Below are 19,705 nucleotides of genomic sequence, written 5' to 3'. Positions count from 1 at the left end.
CGACCGCCGCTCAGCCGCGCGTCCGGGACCACGGGCGGTGCGACGGCCGGGCCGGCCTGTCGGAGGGGACAGGCCGGCCCGGCAGCCGGTTCGAGGGGTGGGCGGCGTGATCGACGTACTCGTGGTGGACGACGACCCCTGCGCGGCGCGGATCAACGCCCGTCACGTGGCGCAGGTGCCGGGATTCCGGGTCGCGGCCGTCGCGCACAGCGCGGCGGGGGCGCTGGCCGCGGTGGAGCGCGGCGGGATCGACCTGGTCCTGCTGGACCAGCACCTGCCCGACGGGAGCGGCTGCGCGCTGACCCGGCGGCTGCGGGAGCAGGGGCGGGACCTGGACCTGATCGTGCTGTCGGCGGACCGGAGGCCGGCCTCGGTGCGGGAGGCGCTGCGGGCCGGGGTGCTGCACTACCTGCTGAAGCCGCTCGAACTGCCGGAGCTGGCAGAGAAGTTGGCGGCGTACGCCCGGCTGCGGCAGCTGCTGGCCGGTTCGCTGCTGGACCAGGCCGGGCTGGACCGCGCGCTCGGCGCGCTCCGTGCTCCGGCGGCGGCCGCGCCGTCCGCGCCGTCCGTGCTGCCCAAGGGCGTCACCGAGCGCACCGTCGAGCTGATCCGACGGATCGTCACCCAGACGGACCGGCCGGTCTCCGCCCAGGAGGTGTCGGAGCGGGCGGGGATCAGCCGGTCCACGGCGCAGCGGTACCTCAAGTTCCTGGAGCACACCCGCACGGTGAGCCTGACGCTGCGGTACGGCAGCAGCGGCCGCCCCGAGCACCTGTACTCCGGTGTCTGAGGCGGGCCGGGCGGCGCTGGCCGCGTTCGTGGCGGGGCTGTCCGTCGGGTTTGCCGGGATCCGGGTGAGTGCCCGGCTGATCCGGGCCGGGGTGCGCTGGTGGCCGGGCAACGTCCGCCTCGGCGGGCTGCACGTGCACCACGTGGTGTTCGGCGTGGTGCTGATGGCGGCTGCCGGAGTCGCTGGCCTGGTCGTGCCGGACGGTGCCGGGCGGGTGGCCCTCGCGGCGGCGTTCGGGGCCGGCACCGGGCTGGTGCTGGACGAGTTCGCGCTCATCCTGCACCTGGAGGACGTGTACTGGACCGCGCGCGGGCGGGTCTCGCTGGACGCGGTCTGCGTGGCACTGGCGCTGGCCGCCCGGCCGCTGCTCGGGCCGGGCCTGGTTGGTGGTCAACTCCCTTACGTGCTCGGCTGGTTGCCGCTCGCCGTGGTCACCGTGCTCAAGGGCAAGTACTGGACCGGCCTGGCCGGCGTGTTCTGCCCGCCGCTGCTGCTCCTCGGGGCGGCCCGGCTGAGCCGGCCGGGCGCGCCCTGGGCCCGCCGGTGCTACCGGGCCCGGCCGGACAAGCGGATCCGGGCCGAGCGGCGCGAACGCACCCTGCGGGCCCCGGCGATGGCCGCCAAGGTCCGGGCCCAGGAGTGGCTGGCGGGGCGGCACGACCTGCCCGACCTGACCCCGGCGCCGGCGGCCGCCCCGGCCCACGCCCCTGCTCACGCCCGGGCCGCCGCCCACGTGACGACACCCCCCGCAGTACCCCGCCCCCGTGCCGCTGAGGTGCGCGGGCCCTGGCGGGGCGGCTTGACCCGACAGGAGACCTACCCGTGTTGACCCGAATCCTCCCGCCGGCCGGCCCCGCCCGGCTGCTCGCCTACGTCACCATGGTGATGAGCCTGGGACAGGGGCTGTGGATGGCGATCAGTGCCATCTACGCCGTGACCCAGGTGCACCTGACGCCCGCTCAGCTCGGCGTCAGCGTCGGGGCCTCGGCCGCCGTCGTGCTGCTGCTCAGCATCCCGCTGGGTGCGATGGCCGACCGGATCGGGCCGCGCACCGTGCAGCTCTGGTCCTTCCTGGCGCTGGCCCCGCTGACCGCCGCGCTGCTCCTGGTGGACGGCTTCTGGGCGTACCTGGCGGTCTCCGTGGTGCAGGCGATCGCCTACCGCTCGGGCAACAACGCCCGGAAGGCGATGATCGCGGCGGTGGTGCCGAAGGGCGAACGGGTCATGGTGATGGCCGCCATCCGGGCCGGGCTCAACGTCAGCATCTCGATCGGCGCCTGCCTCTCCGGCCTGGTGATCGCCTGGGGTTCCCCGACGGGCTACCACGCCGCCGTGCTGTTCACCGCGGTCTGCTTCCTGGCCACCGGTCTGCTCACCCTGCGGGAGGCGCCGGTGCCGCCGGTGCCCGCCTCGGCCGGCTCGGCCTTCGCGGTGCTGCGCGACGTCCCGTTCCTCGCCTTCACGGTGCTGGACGGACTGCTCACCATGCACACCCTGCTGCTCGAAGTGGTGCTCCCGCTCTGGGTGTTGAAGCACACCGGCGCGCCCGGCTGGATGAGCGCGGTGATCCTGCTGACCAACACCTGCTTCGTGGTGGCCTTCCAGACCAAGGTGGCCCGGGGCACCGACGACCTGCGCTCGGCGGCCCGGGCCAGCCGGCAGGGCGCCCTCTCGGTGGCGGCCGCCTGTGTGCTGTTCGCGCTGAGCGGCGGAAGCGGCTGGCCGCTCGCGGTGACGCTGCTGCTGGCCGGTGCGCTGCTGCACGCCTGGGGCGAGATCCGGCAGGCCGCGGGCAGTTGGACCATCGCCTTCGACCTCGCGCCCGACCACGCCCAGGGGCAGTACCAGGGCACCTACAAGATGGGCGCCGACATCGGCAAGACCTTCGCCCCGGCGGTGTTCGCCTGGCTGGTGCTGGAGCACGGCGCGGACGGGTGGCTCGTGCTGGGCGCCGCGTTCGCCGTGCTCGGGGCCGCCATGCCGCTGGTCGTCGCGGTCGGGGCCCGGCGTCGGCCCGCCGCCGAGCCGGCGTCCGAGCCGATTGCCGCCGGCTGACCGCCCTCCCCCACGATTCCCGTTCGACAAGGTGAAGATGATGATCTGCAACATCGCTCCGCGGAGCGTGAACCTCCAGGGCGTCTGCCGGGTGGACGACGCGCACGCCTGGGCCGCCGGGGACGGCGGCATGATCCTGGCGACCGCCGACGGCGGCCGCAGCTGGCACGCCCAGGGGGAGACGGACAAGGACCTGCGGGCGGTCTGCTTCGCGGACACCCGGACCGGGTGGATCGCGGGGCGCGACGGCACCCTGCTGCACACCGTCGACGGCGGTGCGCACTGGGAGCGGCGGGAGACCGGCACCGACCGCAACCTCTACGGCGTCTCCTTCGCCCCCTCCGGCCGGGTCGGCTGGGCCGTCGGCGACAGCGGCGTCATCCTGGTCTCCGTCGACGGCGGCCGGACCTGGCGTCCGCAGTCCTTCGAGGAGACCCACTACACCCGGTGCTTCGCCCTGGACGAGCGGACCGCCTGGGTGATCGGCAAGCACGGCAGCATCCGCGCCACCACCGACGGCGGCGCCACCTGGGAGGCCCGGCCGAGCACCACCACGGTCGACCTGCGCGGCATCCACGCCGTCCCCGGCGGGGCGGTCTGGGCGGCGGGGCGGGGCGGCACCGTGCTGCGCTCCACCGACGGCGGAGCGAGCTGGGCCGCGGCCGAGACCGGGACCCACCTCGACCTGTACGGCCTGTGGGCCGCCCCGGACGGCCGCCGGGTCTACACCTCGGGCGACGACGGCGTCCTGCTGGCCTCCGAGGACGGCGGGCTGAGCTGGGCGGTGCTGCCGACCGGCACGGCCAAGGACCTCGTCGCGCTGGCCTTCGCCCCCGAGGGCGACCGGGGCTGGGCCGTCGGCGACAGCGGCACGATCCTCAACACCCGTGACTCCGGCACCGGTTGGACCCCGCAGCTGAGCGGCATCCACAAGGACCTGGTCGGCGTGCACGGCACCGGCACCTCCGCCTGGGCGGTGGGGCAGGACGGTCTGCTCGCCGTCACCGCCGACGGCGGCGCCACCTGGCAGGCCCCGGCCACCGGGACGGACGAACTGCTGTGGGGCGCACACGTCCTGACGGACCGGCGGCACGGCTGGGTGGTCGGTGCGGCCGGGACGGTGCTGGCCACCGAGGACGGCGGCGCGAGCTGGCGGCGCCAGGACTCCGGCACCGACCGGACGCTGTACGCGGTGCACTTCACCGACCGGGAGCGGGGCCGGGCCGTCGGTGCGGCCGGGACGGTGCTGGCCACCGAGGACGGTGGCGCGAGCTGGCAGCACCGGCAGGTGCCGGGGGACGAGTCGCTGTACGCGGTGGACTTCGCGGACGAGAAGCGCGGCTGGGTGGTCGGTGCGGCCGGGACGGTGCTGGCCACCGAGGACGGCGGCGCGAGCTGGCGGCGCCAGAGCACCCCGGTGGCGGGCAGCCTGACGGACCTTCACGTCCTGGGCGGCGACACGGTGTGGGCGGTCGGCCGCGACGGCGCTCTGCTGCGCACCGTCGACGGCGGCGCGCACTGGGAGCGGCGCGAGAGCGGTACCGGACTCGCCCTGTGGGGCGTCTCGTTCACCGCCTCCGGCGAGCACGGCTGGGCGGTCGGCGCCGGCGGCACCGTGCTGGCCACGGCGGACGGCGGTGCCACCTGGGCCCGGCAGGAGAGCGGGGTGGCCGGCAACCTCAAGGCCGTCCGGGCCGCGCCCGACGGCTCGTGGGTCCACGTGGTGGGTGACGGCTCGTCCGTGCTCACCAGCGAGGACCTGGGCGCCGGTTGGCGCAGCGGCGTCGCCTCCACCGGCCGCAACCTCTACGGCCTGCACGTCTTCGCCGAGGGCGGCCGGGGCACCGGCGGCTGGGTGGCCGGGGACGGCGGCACCCTGCTCGGCTCGCGCGGCGGCGACCGGTGGGCGCCCCGGCCGAGCGGCACCCCCGCCAACCTGTACTCCGTCTCGCCCGCCGGCCGGGACGCCGCCTGGGCGGTGGGCCGGGCCGGCACCGTCCTGGTCACCCGGGACGGCGGTGCGAGCTGGCAGCGGCAGCCCAGCGGCAGCCTCAAGGACCTGCTGGAGGTGCACGTGCGCCCGGACGGCCGCACCGGCTGGGCGGTCGGCGACGGCCCCACCGTGCTCGCCACCACCGACGGCGGTGCCACCTGGGCCCACCAGACCCTCCCCGAGCCCGACGGCGCCCTGTGGGCGGTCGACTTCGCCGACGACCGGACCGGCTGGGCCGTGGGCACCGGTGGAAAGGTCTTCGGCACCCGGGACGGCGGCGCGAGCTGGGAGCTCCAGCCCGGTGGCGTCGAGGACGACCTGATCGACGTGCACGCCGTCGACCCGCTGACCTGCTGGGCGGTGGGCCACCGCGGCACCGTGCTGCACACCCGGGACGGCGGCCGCAGCTGGCAGCGCCGGGACGCGGGCACCCGGCAGAACTTCACCGCCGTGCACTTCTCGCCCGACGGCAGGACCGGCCGCGCCGTCGGCCGCAGCGACACCGTCGCGACCACGCTCGACGGCGGCGCCAGCTGGCAGGCCGGCACCACCGGTTCGGGCGTGTCGCTCTGGAACGTCCGCGTGGTCTCCGCGCGGGAGTCGTGGATCGTCGGCGACGAGGGCACCGTCCTGTCGACCGCCGACGGTGGCACCACCTGGGACCAACACCTCTACAGCCCGGAAAAGGATGCAATCTGATGGTTCAGCACAATGAATTCCAGGACATTCCGACGACCACGCTGGCCGATGTCCTCGGCCGCGCCCAGGTCATGGACATCGGCGTCCGCCCGCTCTGGTCCGGAATGGAGCGGACGGCCGGTCCGGCATTCACCGTGAAGTGCCCGCCCGGCGACAACCTGATGCTGCACGCCGCCATTTACCGGGCCGAGCCCGGCGCGGTGATCGTGGCAGAGTCCGGCGATCTGGACTACGCGCTGGCCGGGGGCAACGTCTGCGCCGTCGCGCAGCGCCGGGGCGTGGCCGGCTTCGTCCTGGACGGGCTGATCCGCGACGTGGCCGAGGCGCGCGAGGCGGGCTTCCCGGTGTACGCCCGGGGCGTCATCCCGATCCCCGGGACCAAGGAGGGACTGGGCGAGCACGGCACCGAGGTGCGCTGCGGCGGCGTCCTGGTCGGCCCCGGGGACATCGTGGTGGCCGACGAGGAGGGTGTCGTCGTGGTGCCCGCCGCCCGCCGTGAGGAGGTGCTGGCCGCAGCCCTGGCCAAGCTCGCGAAGGAGGCCGCCGAGACCCTGGACGACTGGGAGGCGGCGCACCGCGCGAAGATCGAGAAGGCCCTGAAGGACACAGGATTCGAGGGCTGACGGATGTTTTTCCGGACACCCCGGGGAGATTTTCTCCCCGGGGTGTCCGGTGTTTTCCGGGGCGCCGTGAATTGTTGTGGGATAAATGGGCGCAACCGTGCCCGGGGGCTTTGGCGCGACTAATGTCGTACCCGTCCAGTTGCCGATGTTCGGACGTTCGGATCGAGATGACCACTGCACTGAAAGCACCTCTGGGCGCAGGCCTGCTTGAGCACGCGCGCATCCGCCCCGACCACGTCGCCCTGACCGTCGGGCGCCGGGACCACACGTACCGGGAGGCGGCCGAGACCGCCCGCCGCTGGGCCGCGCTGCTGGTCGAGACGGCCGGTGGCCGTCCGGGCCGGGTCGGGGTGTTCGCCCACCGCAGCGAGGCCTCCTACCTGGGGGTGGCCGCCGCCCTGTGCGCCGGGGCCGCCTTCGTGCCGCTGAACCGGCGGTTCCCGCTGGAGCGCACCCGCGCCATGCTGGAGCGCGCCCGGGTGGACGCGCTGATCGTGGACGCCGGCTCGCTGCCGATGCTCGGCGAGCTGCTGCGCGGCCTGCCGTACCGGCCGGTCGTGCTGCTGCCCGACGTGCTGCGCGGCGCCGCCGGCGACCTGGGCGGCGCCCGGGTGCTCGACGCGGCGGACCTCGCGGCGGCCGCGCCGCTGGAGGACCTGCCGGAGGTCGGCCCGGAGGACGTCGCCTACCTGCTCTTCACCTCGGGCAGCACCGGCACCCCCAAGGGCGTGCCGGTCACCCACGGGAACGTACGGGCCTTCCTCGACGCCAACCAGGCCCGCTACCGCCTCACCCCCGCGGACCGGCTGACCCAGACCTTCGACCAGACCTTCGACCTCTCGGTCTTCGACCTGTTCATGGCCTGGGAGCACGGCGCCCGGCTCTGCGGGATGGACCCGATCGAGCTGCTGGCCCCGTACAAGTACCTGGAGCGCAACGAGATCTCGGTCTGGTTCTCGGTGCCCTCGGTGGGGGCGATGCTGCGCAAGCGCGGCTCGCTCAGGCCGGGCTCCATGCCGACGCTGCGCTGGAGCCTGTTCTGCGGCGAGGCGCTGCCGCGCGCGACGGCCGAGGCCTGGCAGGCCGCCGCTCCGCACTCGGTGGTGGAGAACCTCTACGGCCCGACCGAGCTCACCATCGCCTGCACCGCCTACCGCTGGGACCCGGAGCGCAGCCCGGCCGAGTGCGTGCACGAGAACGTGCCGATCGGCCGCCCGTACCCCGGCCTGCACGCGCTGGTGGTGGACGAGGCGCTGGCCCCGGTGCCCGAGGGCGAGGCCGGCGAGCTGTGCGTGGCGGGCCCGCAGACCACGCCGGGCTACTGGCAGGCTCCGGACCTGACCGCCGAGCGCTGGTTCGAGCGGGCGGGGCGGACCTACTACCGCACCGGTGACCTGGTCCGGCTCCAGGGCGAGGACTACGTCTGCCTGGGACGCAACGACCAGCAGGTCAAGGTCGGCGGCTACCGGATCGAGCTCGGCGAGATCGAGGCCGTGCTGCGCCGGGCGGGCGCCGTCGAGGCGGTGGCCCTGCTCTGGCCGGACGAGGAGACCATCACCGCCGTCGTCTCCGGCGCCGGAGACAGCGGCGCCGGGGACACCGACGCGCTGGCCGCGGAGTGCGCGGACCGGCTGCCCGGGTACATGGTGCCGCGCTCGGTGCGGGCCATCGAGCAGATGCCGGTGAACGGCAACGGCAAGGTCGACCGGGCGGCGCTGCGCCACTGGCTCGACGAGCGGCAGGACGCCGTCGGCCGGGCCCGGGTCTGACCCCGGCCGCGACGGGCCACAACGAGCACATCCAGGAGGGGAATTCATGAGCAGCGTCGAGCACTTCGTCGCGCGCACCCTCGGCATCGCCGAGGAGCTCGTCACCGACGAGCTGGAGTACCAGTCGATCCGGGAGTGGGACTCCCTGGGCCACGTCACGCTGATGGTGGCGCTGGAGCAGGAGTACGGCGTCACGGTGGACGACGACTGGACGCTGGCCCTGCGCAGCGTCGGCTCGATCCGCGCCTTCGTGGCCGGCGGCGAGCCGGAGCCGGCTGCCGAGGACGCCGCGACGGAAGAGCGGCACACCGTGCACCGCGGCCTGGAGGGCGTGAGCTTCGACCGGACCGCCGTCACCCGCATCGACGGCGCGGCCGGGGTGCTCGAGTACCGCGGCTACGGCATCCACGACCTGGCCGAGCGCGCCTCGTACGAGGAGGTGGCCTACCTGCTGGTGCACGGCGAGCTGCCCGAGGCCGCCGAACTGGAGCTGTTCGCCAAGGAGTTGGCGGCCGCCCGGCAGCTGCCCGGGCCGGTGCTGGAGCTGGCCCGCACGCTGGCCCACGCGCACCCGATGGAGGCGCTGCGGACCTGCGTCTCGGCGCTCGGCGCCTTCGGCCCGCGGCGGCCGGCCGGCACGGACGAGAGCCTGGCGGAGGCCCGCGCGGCCGGGATCGAGCTGATCGCTCGCATCCCGATGATCGTCGCGGCCCACCACGCCTACCGCTCGGGCCGCGAACCCCTGCTGCCGGACGGGGAGTTGTCGTACCCGGAGGCCTTCCTGACCGCGCTGCTCGGCGAGCGGCCGAGCCCGGCCGCCGTCCGCTTCGTCAACAAGGGCTTCATCGTCCACGCCGACCACAGCTCCAACGCCTCGGCGTTCACCGCCCGGGTCGCGATCGGCAGCCGCTCCGGCATGACGGCCGCGCTCACCGCCGCCGTCGCGGTCTTCGCGGGCTCGGTGCACGGCGGCGCGGCCGAGCGGGTGGTCGGCCTGATCGACCGGGTCGGCAGCCCGGAGAACGCCGAGGCGTACGTGGCCGACCTGCACGACCGGGGCGAGCCGGTGATGGGCTTCGGCCACCGGGTGTACCGCACCGAGGACCCGAGGGTGCGTCATCTGCGCTCCACCGTGGTCGAGTTGAGCGAGGAGCGCGGCGACAGCCGGGGTCTGGAGATCCTGGACGCGGTGGCCGCCGCGATGGGCCCGCGCGGCCGCCACGGCGTGGCCGCCAACGTCGACCTGTACGCCGGGCTCGCCTACCGCCTGATGGGCCTGCCGGACGACCTGGCCGTGCCGCTCTTCGTGGTCGGCCGCACCGCCGGCTGGGTGGCCCAGGCGCTGGAGCAGCAGGCCAACAACGTGCTGATCCGCCCGCTGCTCGACTACGTCGGCCCGCAGGGCCGGGCGTATCCGGGGGCGGCCCGATGACCGTCGACCTTCCGGACTTCGCGCGGCGTGCCGGGTTCGAGCTCGGCGCCGTGCCCTACACCGGCCGGGTGCTGCTCGAACAGCTGCTCAGGGCAGGGGAGTCGGAGCGGGCCGCGCTGCTCGGCGAGCGGCTCGCCCGGGGCGAGGAGCCCGGCCTGGAGCTGCCCTTCCGACCGGCCCGGATCCTGGTGCAGGACTACACCGGCATCCCGCTGCTCACCGACCTGGCCGCGCTGCGCAGCCGGGTCGACCGGCCCGGCCGGGTCAATCCCGCGCTGCCGGTCGACGTGGTGGTGGACCACTCGGTGCAGGCCGACCGGGCGGGCGGCCCGGACGCGCTGGCCCGCAACGAGGCGCTGGAACTGAGCCGCAATCAGGAGCGCTTCGCCTTCCTCAAGTGGGCCGAGCAGGCCTTCGACGGGCTCCGGGTGACCGAGCCCGGCCGGGGCATCGTGCACCAGGTCAACCTGGAGCGGCTGGCCACCGTGGTCGCCGAGGGCCCGGACGGGCAGCTGTACCCCGACACCGTGATCGGCACCGACAGCCACACCACCATGGTGAACGGCCTCGGGGTGCTCGGCTGGGGCGTCGGCGGCCTGGAGGCCGAGGCGCTGATGCTGGGCCTGGCCCAGCCGATCCGGATCCCCGCCGTGGTCGGCGTACGGCTCACCGGGCAGGTGCGGCCGGGGACTTCGGCCACCGACGTGGTGCTGGCGCTGACCGAGCGGCTGCGCCGCGAGGGCGTGACCGGCCTGATGCTGGAGTTCACCGGCCCGTCGGTGGCCGCGCTGAGCGCCCCCGACCGCTGCACCATCGCCAACATGGCGCCCGAGTACGGCGCGATGACCGCGTACTTCCCGGTCGACCGGGAGACGCTGGACTACCTGCGGCGCACCGGCCGCGGCGCGGAGCACGTCGAGCGGGTGGAGCGGTACTGCCGCGCACAGCGGCTGTTCCGCGAGGAGGCCGAGCCGCGGTTCGGCCGGGTGGTCGAGTTCGACCTCGGCGAGGTCGGTCCCGCGCTGGCCGGGCCGAGCCGCCCGGACCAGCGGATCTCGCTGGGCGGTCTGCCCGGTTCGTTCGCGGCCCTGCACCAGGGGCCGTACCGGACCTCGGGCGAGGTCACCGACGGGGACGTGGTGATCGCCGCGATCACCTCCTGCACCTCGACCTCCAACCCGCGGGCGATGCTGGCCGCCGGGCTGCTGGCCCGCCGCGCCGTGGAGCGCGGCCTGACCGTGCCCGGGCGCGTCAAGACCAGCCTCTCGCCCGGCTCCCGGGCCGTCACCCGCTACCTGCGCGCCAGCGGCCTGCTGGCCGATCTGGAGCGCCTGGGCTTCCACGTCGCCGGCTACGGCTGCATGACCTGCAACGGCGGCAGCGGCCCGCTCAACGAGGGCGTGGGCACGGCGGTCGACGAGGCGGCCCTGACCGTGGCCGCCGTGCTGAGCGGCAACCGCAACTTCGAGGGCCGGGTGCACGGGCAGGTGCGCGCGGGCTACCTGGCCTCCCCGGCCCTGGTGGTCGCGCTGGCCCTGGCCGGGAGCGTACGGGTGGACCTGGAGTCCGAGCCGCTGGGCACCGACCGCGAGGGCGCCCCGGTGCACCTGCGGGACCTCTGGCCCGATGACGAGGAACTGCGTTCCCTGGAGGAGGAGTTCGCCACCGTCGAGGTGTTCACCGAGCCGGAGCCGGCCGGTGCCGCCTGGCAGGCGATCGCCGCCCCGGAGGGCGAGGTCTTCGCCTGGGACGAGCGCTCCGGCTACCTGCGGCTGCCCGCCTACGTCGACCCGGCGGCCCCGCTCGGAACGCTGCGCGGCGCCCGCGCGCTGCTGGCGCTCGGCGACGACGTCTCGACCGACCACATCTCGCCGGTCGGCGCGATCGCGCCCGACTCCCCGGCCGGCCGCTACCTGAGCGGCCTGGGCGAGCGGGAGTTCAACTCCTTCGGCGCGCGGCGCGGCAACCACGAGGTGATGGCCCGGGGCGCGTTCGGCAACCCCAGGCTGCGCAACCACCTGGTCGGCGAGGGCGACAGCGGCGGCACCACGCTGCACCTGCCCGGCGGCGAGCGGCTGCCGGTCTACGAGGCGGCCGAGCGCTACCGGGCCGAGGGCACCCCGCTGATCGTGCTCGCCGGGCGCAACTACGGCATGGGCTCCTCCCGCGACTGGGCGGCCAAGGGCCCCTGGATGCTGGGCGTGCGGGCCGTGCTGGCCGAGGGCTTCGAGCGGATCCACCGCGCCAACCTGTGCGCGATGGGCATCCTGCCGCTGCTGCTGCCCGAGGGCTGGGCCGCACTCGGCCTGACCGGACGGGAGGAGTACGAGCTGGAGCTGGACGGGGTGCGGGAGAGCGGCGAGGCGCGGCTGACCGCCGCCGGACGGAGCGTCACCCTGCGGGCCGACGTGCGTTCGGCCGGGGAGTGGGAGGTGCTGCTCGCGGGCGGCACCCTGCCCCACCTGCTGGAGCGGCTGCGGGCGGAGGAGGCCCGGTGAACGCGCACGTGCTCGACCGGCTCGGCCTGCGGGCGGCGGCTGCCGCCGACGCGCTCGCGGCCGGGGCCAAGACCTTCCAGCCGGTGCACGTCGGCACCCACGACGTGCCGATCGGCACCGTGCTGGCCGCCCTGCGGGAGGATCCGTCCCTGCTGCCTCCGCGCACCGGCCACCTGGGCAACTGGGCCGACATCGCGGCCGGCCGCTCCGGCCCGATGGACTTCAACACCGCGATCTGCGGCGCCGGTTACGGCTATCCGCTGATCTACGGCTTCACCCGTACCGAGGCCGAGACCGAGGGCGGCGACGAGGCCTACCAGCCCGGCTCGGTGATCGAGCGGGGCGAGCGGGAGACCCTCGCCCTGTACACCTGGGACGGCACCGGCTTCGCCCGGCGCGACCGCTCCCGCCCGCTGTTCTGCCCGCTGGTGCAGGCCGAGGTGGACGGTGAGCTGGTGCCGCTGGTCGAGGTGCACTGGCGGCGGATGCTGGAACTGCCCGGCTACCGCTTCAAGCAGTGGGCCGCCGCCCTGGTGGAGAACGCGCCGCTGGTGGTCGACATGCTCACCCTGCTCCTGGAGCAGGCGGCGGCCCAGGGCCGGAACCAGGCCTTCGCCGAGCTGATCAGCCAGGCCGTCCGGCTGGACGGCGAGGTGGCCCGCTGCGACCTGGTCCCCGACGGCACCGGCTACCTGCTCGACGGCCACCGCTTCCCCTCCGCCCGTGCGCTGGCCGAGGCGGTGCTGCTGACCGTCCGCGCGCTGGTCGAGCCGCGGGAGTTCTTCGCGCGGATCGGCGAACTGCCGCCGGTCCTCCCGGTGATGTCGCTCCAACTGACCAACGTGCTGTTCGGGATGCTGGACATGCACCACCCGGACGCACCGGCCGGAGCGCCGGAGCGCCCGTTCATCACCCACCTGCACTGGGGGGCCCGGGCGATGGCCGGCTGCCCGCCGCGCCGCGGCGGCTACTTCTCGCGCCGCTCCACCGTGCGCTCGCTGCGGGCCATCACCGACCCGCTGGTGCGCCACTTCGAGCAGGCCTCCCCGCTGGCCTTCGTCCTGCTGCCCGCCCAGGCGTTCATGCTCTGCCCGCCCAGCACCTCGCCGGGCGACGCCGAGCTGCTGGCCGGCCTGTTCCACCGGGTGCGGGCGGCCGGACCGGACGACGCGTACGGGACGACGCTGGGCTGGCTGGACGGGCACGGCGAGCGGCTGTCGGACTACCTGCGCGGCCGCTTCCGCGGCGGCAGCGGGGTGCCGGCCGACGGCGCGCACCGCGAGCCCGCCGTACCGGTCGAGCCGGAGGGCTTCCACGAGCTGACGTTCCGCCAGGCCTGCGGCGCCGTCGCCGCGTTCGAGGAGGTGTGGGGGTGAGGTTCCGTCAGTACGAGATCGTCGTCCCGCTCAAGGAGGCCTTCGCCAGCAACACCGGTGTCATCACCGAGGTCCGCCAGAGCGTGGTCGAGCTGAGCTGGCAGGGGCTGACCGGGTACGGCACCGCGCGCGGGGCGGACCCGGACGAACTGGCGGCCTGCGCGCCGCTGCTCGAGGACGCCTCGCCGTACGGACTGCGGCAGCTGCTCGGGCGGCTCGCCTCGGCGGGCATCGGCCCGGCGGCGGCCTCCGCCGTCGACCTGGCCCTGCACGACCTGCTCGGCAAGGCCTGCGGCCAGCCGCTGCACCGGATCCTCGGGCTCGACGGGCTGCCCGTGCCGCCCACCGCGCTCTCCATCGGGGCCTGCCCGGACGAGGAACTGATCGCCAAGGGAAGGGAGTTGGCCGACTGGCCGGTCCTCAAGCTGAAGTTCACCCCGGAGGACGACGGCAGCCGGGCCGGGCTGCTGCGATCGGTCTACGCCGGGCGCATCCGGGTGGACGGCAACGGCTCCTGGGAGCCCGACCAGGCCCTGCGGGTCGCCCGCGAGCTGCACCGGCACGGCGTCGAGCTGCTCGAACAGCCGGTCGCACCCGGCCGGTTGGACGATCTGGGGTGGGTGCACGAGCGCTCGCCGGTGCCGGTCTTCGCCGACGAGGACTGCACCGGGCCCGAGTCCGTGCCGGCGCTGCGCGGCCGGGTGCGCGGGGTCAACCTCAAGCTGGTCAAGTGCGGCGGTCTGGAGCGCGCCCGCGAGGCGATCGTCCTGGCCCGGGCCTGCGGTCTCCAGGTGATGCTCGGCTGCAAGGTCGAGAGCAGCCTCGGTGTCACCGCGATGGCCCAGCTGGCACCGCTGGCCGACCACCTGGACCTCGACGGACCGGTCGGCCTGGCGGCCGACCCGTTCGACGGCCTCGGCATCGACCGCGGCACGCTCACCATTCCCGGGGCGCCCGGCCTCGGCGTCGCCCCCGACCCGATGTTCCACCGAGAAGACGGAGAAGACCGACATGGCTGACACCACGCTGCGCTGCGCCGTACTGGACGACTTCCAGGCGGTCGCCACCACCGTCGCCGACTGGAGCCCGCTGGCCGGGCGGGTGGAGGTCACCAGCTTCACCGAGCACTTCGGCAGTGAGGACGAACTCGCCGACGCGCTGGCCGACTTCGACATCGTCGTGACCCTGCGCGAGCGGGTTCCGTTCCCCGCCCCGCTGCTCGACCGGCTGCCGCGGCTGCGGCTGCTGATCGCCTCCGGGATGCGCAACTCGGTGATCGACTACGCCGCGGCCGAGCGCAACGGCGTCACGGTCTGCGGCACGGCCAGCTCCTCGACCCCGCCGGTCGAGCTGACCTGGGCGCTGCTGCTCGGCCTGGCCCGGGGCATCGTGACGGAGGCGACCGGGCTGCGCGAGGGCGGGCCCTGGCAGCGGACCGTCGGGGCCGACCTGCACGGCAAGCGCCTCGGGCTGCTGGGCCTCGGCAAGATCGGCTCCAAGGTCGCGCAGGTGGCACTGGCCTTCGGCATGGAGGTGGTCGCCTGGAGCCAGAACCTGACGGCCGAGCGGGCCGCCGAGGTCGGCGTCCAGCTGGCCTCCTCCAAGGAGGAGCTGCTGGCCACCAGCGACTTCGTCTCGCTCCACCTGGTGCTCGGCGAGCGCACCCGCGGCCTGCTCGGCGCCGCCGAGCTGGCCCTGCTCAAGCCGACCGCGTACCTGGTGAACACCTCGCGCGCCGGTCTGATCGACCAGGACGCCCTGCTCGCCGCCCTGCACGCGGGCGGCATCGCGGGCGCGGGCGTGGACGTGTACGACGTCGAGCCGCTGCCGGCCGGCCACCCGCTGCGCACCGCGCCGCGCCTGCTGGCCACCCCGCACCTCGGCTACGTCTCCGAGCTCAACTACCGCACCTACTACGGCGAGGCCGTCGCGGACATCGAGGCCTGGCTGGACGGTGCCCCCGTCCGCCTCCTCGGCTGAACCACCCCCGCCGAACCACCTGCGCCGTCCCGCTCGGCGCCACCCTCCCAGACTTCCGCATTGGAGTACCCACCGGTGAGCCAGAACCGCCGCATGATGAAGCTCGGCGCCTTCCTCCCCGCCCCCGGCCACCACGTCGCCGCCTGGCGCCACCCGAACGCCCGGCCGGACGGCGGCCTGGACTTCGACTACTACTGCTCGCTGGCCAAGGCGGCCGAGCGCGGCAAGTTCGACATGATCTTCCTCTCCGACGGCGCGGGCGTGCGCACCAAGTACAAGGACGCCGACGAGCTCAGCCGCCAGGGCCGGATGGTCCACTTCGAGCCGCTCACCCTGCTCTCCGCGCTGGCCGTGCACACCGAGCACATCGGACTCACCGCCACCGCCTCCACCACGTACAACGCGCCGTTCACGGTGGCCCGTCAGTTCGCCTCGCTGGACCACCTGAGCGCCGGCCGCTCCGGCTGGAACGTCGTCACCTCCGCCACCGACGCCGAGGCGCGCAACTTCAACCTGGACCGGCAGCCCGAGCACGCCGCCCGCTACCACCGCGCCCGGGAGTTCATGGAGGTGGTCACCGGCCTCTGGGACAGCTGGGAGGACGACGCCTTCCTCTACGACAAGGAGTCCGGCCGCTTCTTCGACCCGGAGAAGCTGCACATCCTCGGCCACCGGGGCGAGCACTTCTCCGTGCGCGGCCCGCTCAACGTGGCCCGGCCGCCGCAGGGCCACCCGGTGATCGTCCAGGCCGGATCCTCCGCCGACGGCCAGGACTTCGCCGCCCGGTGGGCCGAGGTGGTCTTCACCGTGCAGCAGACCCTGGAGCAGGCCCAGACCCACTACCGCGGCCTCAAGGCGAAGGTCGCCGCGCACGGCCGCGACCCCGAGCACGTGAAGATCATGCCCGGTGCCTTCATCGTGGTCGGCCGCACCCAGGCCGAGGCCGAGGACAAGTACGCCACCCTCCAGGCCCTGGTCGACCCGGTGGTGGGCCTCGGGATGCTCTCGTACCAGCTCGGCATGGTCGACCTCTCCGGCTACCCGCTGGACGGTCCGCTGCCCGAACTGCCCGCGGTGGAGGGGAGCGCGGGCAAGCAGGCGGTGCTCTACGAGCAGGCCCGCCGACAGGGCCTGACGATCCGTGAGCTCTACCTGTCCGTCGCCGCCGGGCGCGGCCACCGCTTCCTGCTCGGGACCCCGGAGGTGATCGCCGACCAGCTGGAGGAGTGGTTCCTGAACGAGGCCGCCGACGGCTTCAACATCATGCCGGACTACCTGCCGGACGGCCTGGACGCGATCGTCGACCTGCTCGTCCCCGAGCTCCAGCGGCGCGGCCTGGTCCGCCGCGAGTACGAGGGCCGCACCCTGCGCGACCACCTCGGCCTGCCCCGGCCCGACTTCTCCTCCTCGGTGGTGACGGCGTGACCGGCGTCGACTCCACCGCCCTGCGCTCGGTGCTGCGTTCGCACGCGGCCGGTGTCGCGGTGCTCACCGCCGCCGGGCCGGACGGCCGCCCGGCCGGGGTCACGGTGACCTCGTTCAGCTCGCTCAGCGCCAGCCCGGCACTGGTGTCCGTCTCGCTCGCCGAGACCTCCGGCACCTGGCAGCTGATCAAGGACTGCGACTGGTTCGGCATCCAGCTGCTCGGTGCCCACCAGGCCGAGCTGGCGATGCGCTTCGCCACCCCCGGGGCCGACCGGTTCGCCGCGCCCACCGCCTGGCGGCGCGGCCCGCACGGGGTGCCGCTGCTCGACGACTGCCTCGCCTGGCTGGTCTGCTCCCCGTACCACCAGGTCAAGTTGGGCGACCACCACCTGCTCGCGGGCGCCGTCGAGCAGGTCGAGCACGGCCTCCCGGGCGAGAGCCTGGTGCACGTGCACGGCGCCCTGCGTCCCGTCCTGACCGCCACCCCTTCGAGGATCTGACCCATGCCCAGGACCCTGGTCCTCTCCCGCCAGCCGCTCGCCTCCCGCCCGCTCCAGGACTGGCTGGACGACACCGCCGAAGGCGTCGTGCTGGTCACCACCGCCAAGGCGGTCGCCGGTACCGAGGCCGGGCTCGCCGAGCACTTCCCGCTGCACCGCCTGGTGCCCGACTACCACGGCTGGTCCACCGAGCAGTACGCCGAGGAGGCCGCCCGCGCCTTCGGGGCCGAGCTGATCGCCAGCACCAGCGAGAGCGACGTGCTGCGGGCCGCCCGGCTGCGCGAGCGGCTCGGGCTGCCCGGCCAGGGCGTGGCCTCCGCCACGGCCTACCGGGACAAGCTGGTGATGAAGCGGCTGGCCGCCGGGGCCGGGATCGCCGTTCCCGCCCACGCCCCCGTCGACAGCCCGCAGGACCTCTGGGCCTTCGTCGAGCACCACGGCCTGCCGGCCGTGGTCAAGCCGCGCCTGGGCGCCGGCGCCGAGGGCGTCGCCATCCTGCGCGAGGCGGCGGACGTGACCGCCTTCCTCGCCCGCGAGCGCGAGTCCGAGGTGCCGTACCTGCCCGGGCAGTGGATGGCGGAGTCCTTCGTGGCCGGCGAGTTCTTCCACGTGGACGGCATCATGCGGGACGGCCGCGTGGTGCACGCCTGGCCCGGCCAGTACAGCGGCGGCCTGGCCGAGCGCATCCGCGACCAACTGCACGTCGGCAGCGTGCTGTTGGGGCCCGAGGACGAGCGCACGGCGGTGCTGCTCGCGGCGGCCGACGCGGTGGTCGCGGCCCTGCCCGCCGCACCGCTGCCGCTCGCCTTCCACCTGGAGCTCTGGATCGACGCGAGCGGCACCCCCGTGCTGTGCGAGATCGCCAGCCGGGCGGGCGGCGCACTGATCGCCGAGGCGTACGAGACGGCCTTCGGCGTGCAGCTGGCCCGGGAGGGACTACGGGCCCAGTGCGGCGCCGCACTCGTGCTGGACGAGCAGCCCGCGCGGCCGGCGGTCGCCGTCGGCTGGGTCCTGCTCCCGCCGGGGCACGGCAGCTTCGTGCCGCCCGCCGGGCCGTGCCCGGTGCCCGGGGCCGAGCTGACCCTGCTGATCGAACCCGGCGCCGAACGGCGCGGCGTGGAGCACGTCTCCGACGCCGCCGCCCAGCTCTTCGTCCGTGCCGGGACCGCCGACCTGGTCCGCGAGCGGCTCGCCGCGGCCATCGAGTGGTGGCACGAGCACGCCGCCTGGCACTGACCTCCCTCCTGCCCTTCCCTTCCAGCTGCTGAGGAGCACCTGATGTCCGAGCACGTCCTGATCGTCGGCCCCGGCCGTGACTTCCCGGCCCGCCTGCGCGCGGCCGGGCCCGGCACCGAGACCACCGTCATCTGCCAGGTCGAGTACCTCGCCAAGGTCCGCGAGCCCGGCGCCAACGCCCGGGTGCTCGGCGCCCGCGGCGACGACCCCGCGGAGTGGGTGGCCCTGGCCGCCGCCGCGCACGCGCGGCACCCCTTCACCCGGATCGCCACCTTCGGCGAGCGCGACCAGGACCACTACGCCGCCATCGGCCAGGCCCTGGGCCTGGCCGCGCACACCCCCGAGACCGTCGAGCTGGTGCACGACAAGGGCCGGATGCGCGAGCGGCTGCGCGCGGCCGGGATCGACTCCACCGCCAGCGCCCGGGCCACCGACGTCGACGGCCTGCTCGCCTTCGTCCGCGAGCACGGCCTGCCCTGCGTGGTGAAGCCGGTCGCCAGCTCCGGCAGCGCCGGCGTCACCAAGGTCACGACGGAGGACGGGCTCGCCGGGGCCTTCGAGCGGGCCGACGGCAGCTACCTCGGGCTCGGCCACAGCGGCGTGCTGGTCGAGGAGTACCTGGAGGGCACCCAGTACAGCGTCGAGGCCTTCTCCGAGGACGGCGAGCACCAGGTGGTCGGGATCACCCTCAAGTACTCCGACCCGGTGGGCTTCGTCGAGCTCGGGCACGTCTCGCCCGCCCCGCTGACGGACGGTCAGGCCGAGGAGGTCCACGCCTACGTCGGCCGGGTGCTCGACGCCCTCGGCATCGCCGCCGGCCCCACCCACAGCGAGGTCGTGCTGACCGCGAAGGGCCCGCGGCTGATCGAGACCCACGTGCGGATGGGCGGCGACCAGATCCCGCTGATCACCCTGGAGGCGACCGGCGTCGACATCGACGACTGCGCCGTGCGCCAGACCCTCGGCGAGCCGGTCCTGCCGGCCATCCGCGCCGCCCTCGCCTCCGCCGCCGGGCGGCCCAGCTCGGCCATCTGGTTCGGCGCGCTCGACACCACCGGCGTCCTGGAGACCGTGTCCGGCCTGGACGAGGCCCGCGCCCTCCCCGGCGTGACCGAGGCCGCCGCGCTGGCCAAGCCGGGCGCGACCGTCGGCGGCCTCCAGCACTCCGAATCCCGCGTCGCCTACGCCCGCGCCCTCGCCCCCACCCCCGACGAGGCCGTCGCCGCCGCCCGCGCGGCCGTCGCCCGCCTGGAGTTCACCGTCCGCGCCCGCTGCACGGCCGCCACCACGGTCTGACCGGGGCAGCCCGTGCTGACGGTCCGGCAGCCG

General features: G+C 74.9%; 15 protein-coding genes. All 15 read left to right on the top strand.

Going from position 1 to position 19,705, the window contains the following annotated elements:
* Positions 1–106: 106 nt before the first annotated feature.
* The 15 genes from ABD946_RS24535 (at position 107) to ABD946_RS24465 (ending at position 19,672) form a co-directional block, all read left to right on the top strand.
* Positions 107–790, top strand: a complete 684-nt coding sequence (locus ABD946_RS24535) for a response regulator (RefSeq protein WP_345287059.1) — start codon at positions 107–109, stop codon at positions 788–790.
* Positions 783–1,619 (top strand): hypothetical protein, encoded by an 837-nt coding sequence (locus ABD946_RS24530; protein WP_345287057.1) that lies wholly within the window; start codon positions 783–785, stop codon positions 1,617–1,619. The genes ABD946_RS24535 and ABD946_RS24530 overlap by 8 nt, the downstream gene beginning before the upstream one ends.
* Complete coding sequence (locus ABD946_RS24525; RefSeq protein ID WP_345287055.1) at positions 1,613–2,845, top strand: MFS transporter; 1,233 nt, start codon at positions 1,613–1,615, stop codon at positions 2,843–2,845. The genes ABD946_RS24530 and ABD946_RS24525 overlap by 7 nt, the downstream gene beginning before the upstream one ends.
* Before the next feature lie 37 nt (positions 2,846–2,882).
* Positions 2,883–5,537, top strand: a complete 2,655-nt coding sequence (locus ABD946_RS24520) for a YCF48-related protein (RefSeq protein WP_345287053.1) — start codon at positions 2,883–2,885, stop codon at positions 5,535–5,537.
* Entirely contained in the window at positions 5,537–6,160 is a 624-nt protein-coding gene (locus tag ABD946_RS24515; protein ID WP_345287050.1) for an RraA family protein, read from the top strand. Before ABD946_RS24520 ends, ABD946_RS24515 begins: the two co-directional genes overlap by 1 nt.
* Positions 6,161–6,327: 167 nt before the next feature.
* Positions 6,328–7,929, top strand: a complete 1,602-nt coding sequence (locus tag ABD946_RS24510) for an amino acid adenylation domain-containing protein (RefSeq protein WP_345287048.1) — start codon at positions 6,328–6,330, stop codon at positions 7,927–7,929.
* A 46-nt stretch (positions 7,930–7,975) separates the two neighbouring features.
* A complete protein-coding gene (locus ABD946_RS24505; protein ID WP_345287046.1) occupies positions 7,976–9,361 on the top strand; it encodes a citrate/2-methylcitrate synthase in 1,386 nt (461 codons plus the stop codon).
* Positions 9,358–11,859, top strand: a complete 2,502-nt coding sequence (gene acnA, locus ABD946_RS24500; protein ID WP_345287044.1) for an aconitate hydratase AcnA — start codon at positions 9,358–9,360, stop codon at positions 11,857–11,859. The genes ABD946_RS24505 and acnA overlap by 4 nt, the downstream gene beginning before the upstream one ends.
* Positions 11,856–13,235, top strand: a complete 1,380-nt coding sequence (locus ABD946_RS24495) for a DUF6025 family protein (RefSeq protein ID WP_345287042.1) — start codon at positions 11,856–11,858, stop codon at positions 13,233–13,235. Before acnA ends, ABD946_RS24495 begins: the two co-directional genes overlap by 4 nt.
* Positions 13,232–14,254 (top strand): mandelate racemase/muconate lactonizing enzyme family protein, encoded by a 1,023-nt coding sequence (locus tag ABD946_RS24490; protein WP_345287040.1) that lies wholly within the window; start codon positions 13,232–13,234, stop codon positions 14,252–14,254. Before ABD946_RS24495 ends, ABD946_RS24490 begins: the two co-directional genes overlap by 4 nt.
* A complete protein-coding gene (locus ABD946_RS24485) occupies positions 14,247–15,215 on the top strand; it encodes a D-2-hydroxyacid dehydrogenase family protein (protein WP_345287038.1) in 969 nt (322 codons plus the stop codon). Before ABD946_RS24490 ends, ABD946_RS24485 begins: the two co-directional genes overlap by 8 nt.
* Positions 15,216–15,290: 75 nt before the next feature.
* Positions 15,291–16,640, top strand: coding sequence for an LLM class flavin-dependent oxidoreductase (locus ABD946_RS24480; protein WP_345287036.1), 1,350 nt, complete (start codon positions 15,291–15,293; stop codon positions 16,638–16,640).
* Complete coding sequence (locus tag ABD946_RS24475; RefSeq protein ID WP_345287034.1) at positions 16,637–17,140, top strand: flavin reductase family protein; 504 nt, start codon at positions 16,637–16,639, stop codon at positions 17,138–17,140. Before ABD946_RS24480 ends, ABD946_RS24475 begins: the two co-directional genes overlap by 4 nt.
* 3 nt (positions 17,141–17,143) lie before the next feature.
* Positions 17,144–18,376, top strand: coding sequence for an ATP-grasp domain-containing protein (locus ABD946_RS24470; RefSeq protein ID WP_345287032.1), 1,233 nt, complete (start codon positions 17,144–17,146; stop codon positions 18,374–18,376).
* A gap of 42 nt (positions 18,377–18,418) precedes the next feature.
* Positions 18,419–19,672, top strand: coding sequence for an ATP-grasp domain-containing protein (locus tag ABD946_RS24465; RefSeq protein ID WP_345287030.1), 1,254 nt, complete (start codon positions 18,419–18,421; stop codon positions 19,670–19,672).
* Positions 19,673–19,705: the final 33 nt, after the last annotated feature.

It is taken from the genome of Kitasatospora albolonga (assembly GCF_039535905.1).
GTDB lineage: Bacteria > Actinomycetota > Actinomycetes > Streptomycetales > Streptomycetaceae > Kitasatospora > Kitasatospora albolonga.
This window is presented reverse-complemented; position numbering and strand designations above follow the sequence as displayed.

What these genes read in the sequence shown, in the direction of transcription:
- ABD946_RS24520 (WP_345287053.1), top strand. Translation starts at nt 2,883, where the DNA reads ATGATGATCTGCAACATCGCTCCGCGGAGCGTGAACCTCCAGGGCGTC.
- ABD946_RS24515 (WP_345287050.1), top strand. Translation starts at nt 5,537, where the DNA reads ATGGTTCAGCACAATGAATTCCAGGACATTCCGACGACCACGCTGGCC.
- ABD946_RS24510 (WP_345287048.1), top strand. Translation starts at nt 6,328, where the DNA reads ATGACCACTGCACTGAAAGCACCTCTGGGCGCAGGCCTGCTTGAGCAC.
- ABD946_RS24505 (WP_345287046.1), top strand. Translation starts at nt 7,976, where the DNA reads ATGAGCAGCGTCGAGCACTTCGTCGCGCGCACCCTCGGCATCGCCGAG.
- acnA (WP_345287044.1), top strand. Translation starts at nt 9,358, where the DNA reads ATGACCGTCGACCTTCCGGACTTCGCGCGGCGTGCCGGGTTCGAGCTC.
- ABD946_RS24485 (WP_345287038.1), top strand. Translation starts at nt 14,247, where the DNA reads ATGGCTGACACCACGCTGCGCTGCGCCGTACTGGACGACTTCCAGGCG.
- ABD946_RS24470 (WP_345287032.1), top strand. Translation starts at nt 17,144, where the DNA reads ATGCCCAGGACCCTGGTCCTCTCCCGCCAGCCGCTCGCCTCCCGCCCG.
- ABD946_RS24465 (WP_345287030.1), top strand. Translation starts at nt 18,419, where the DNA reads ATGTCCGAGCACGTCCTGATCGTCGGCCCCGGCCGTGACTTCCCGGCC.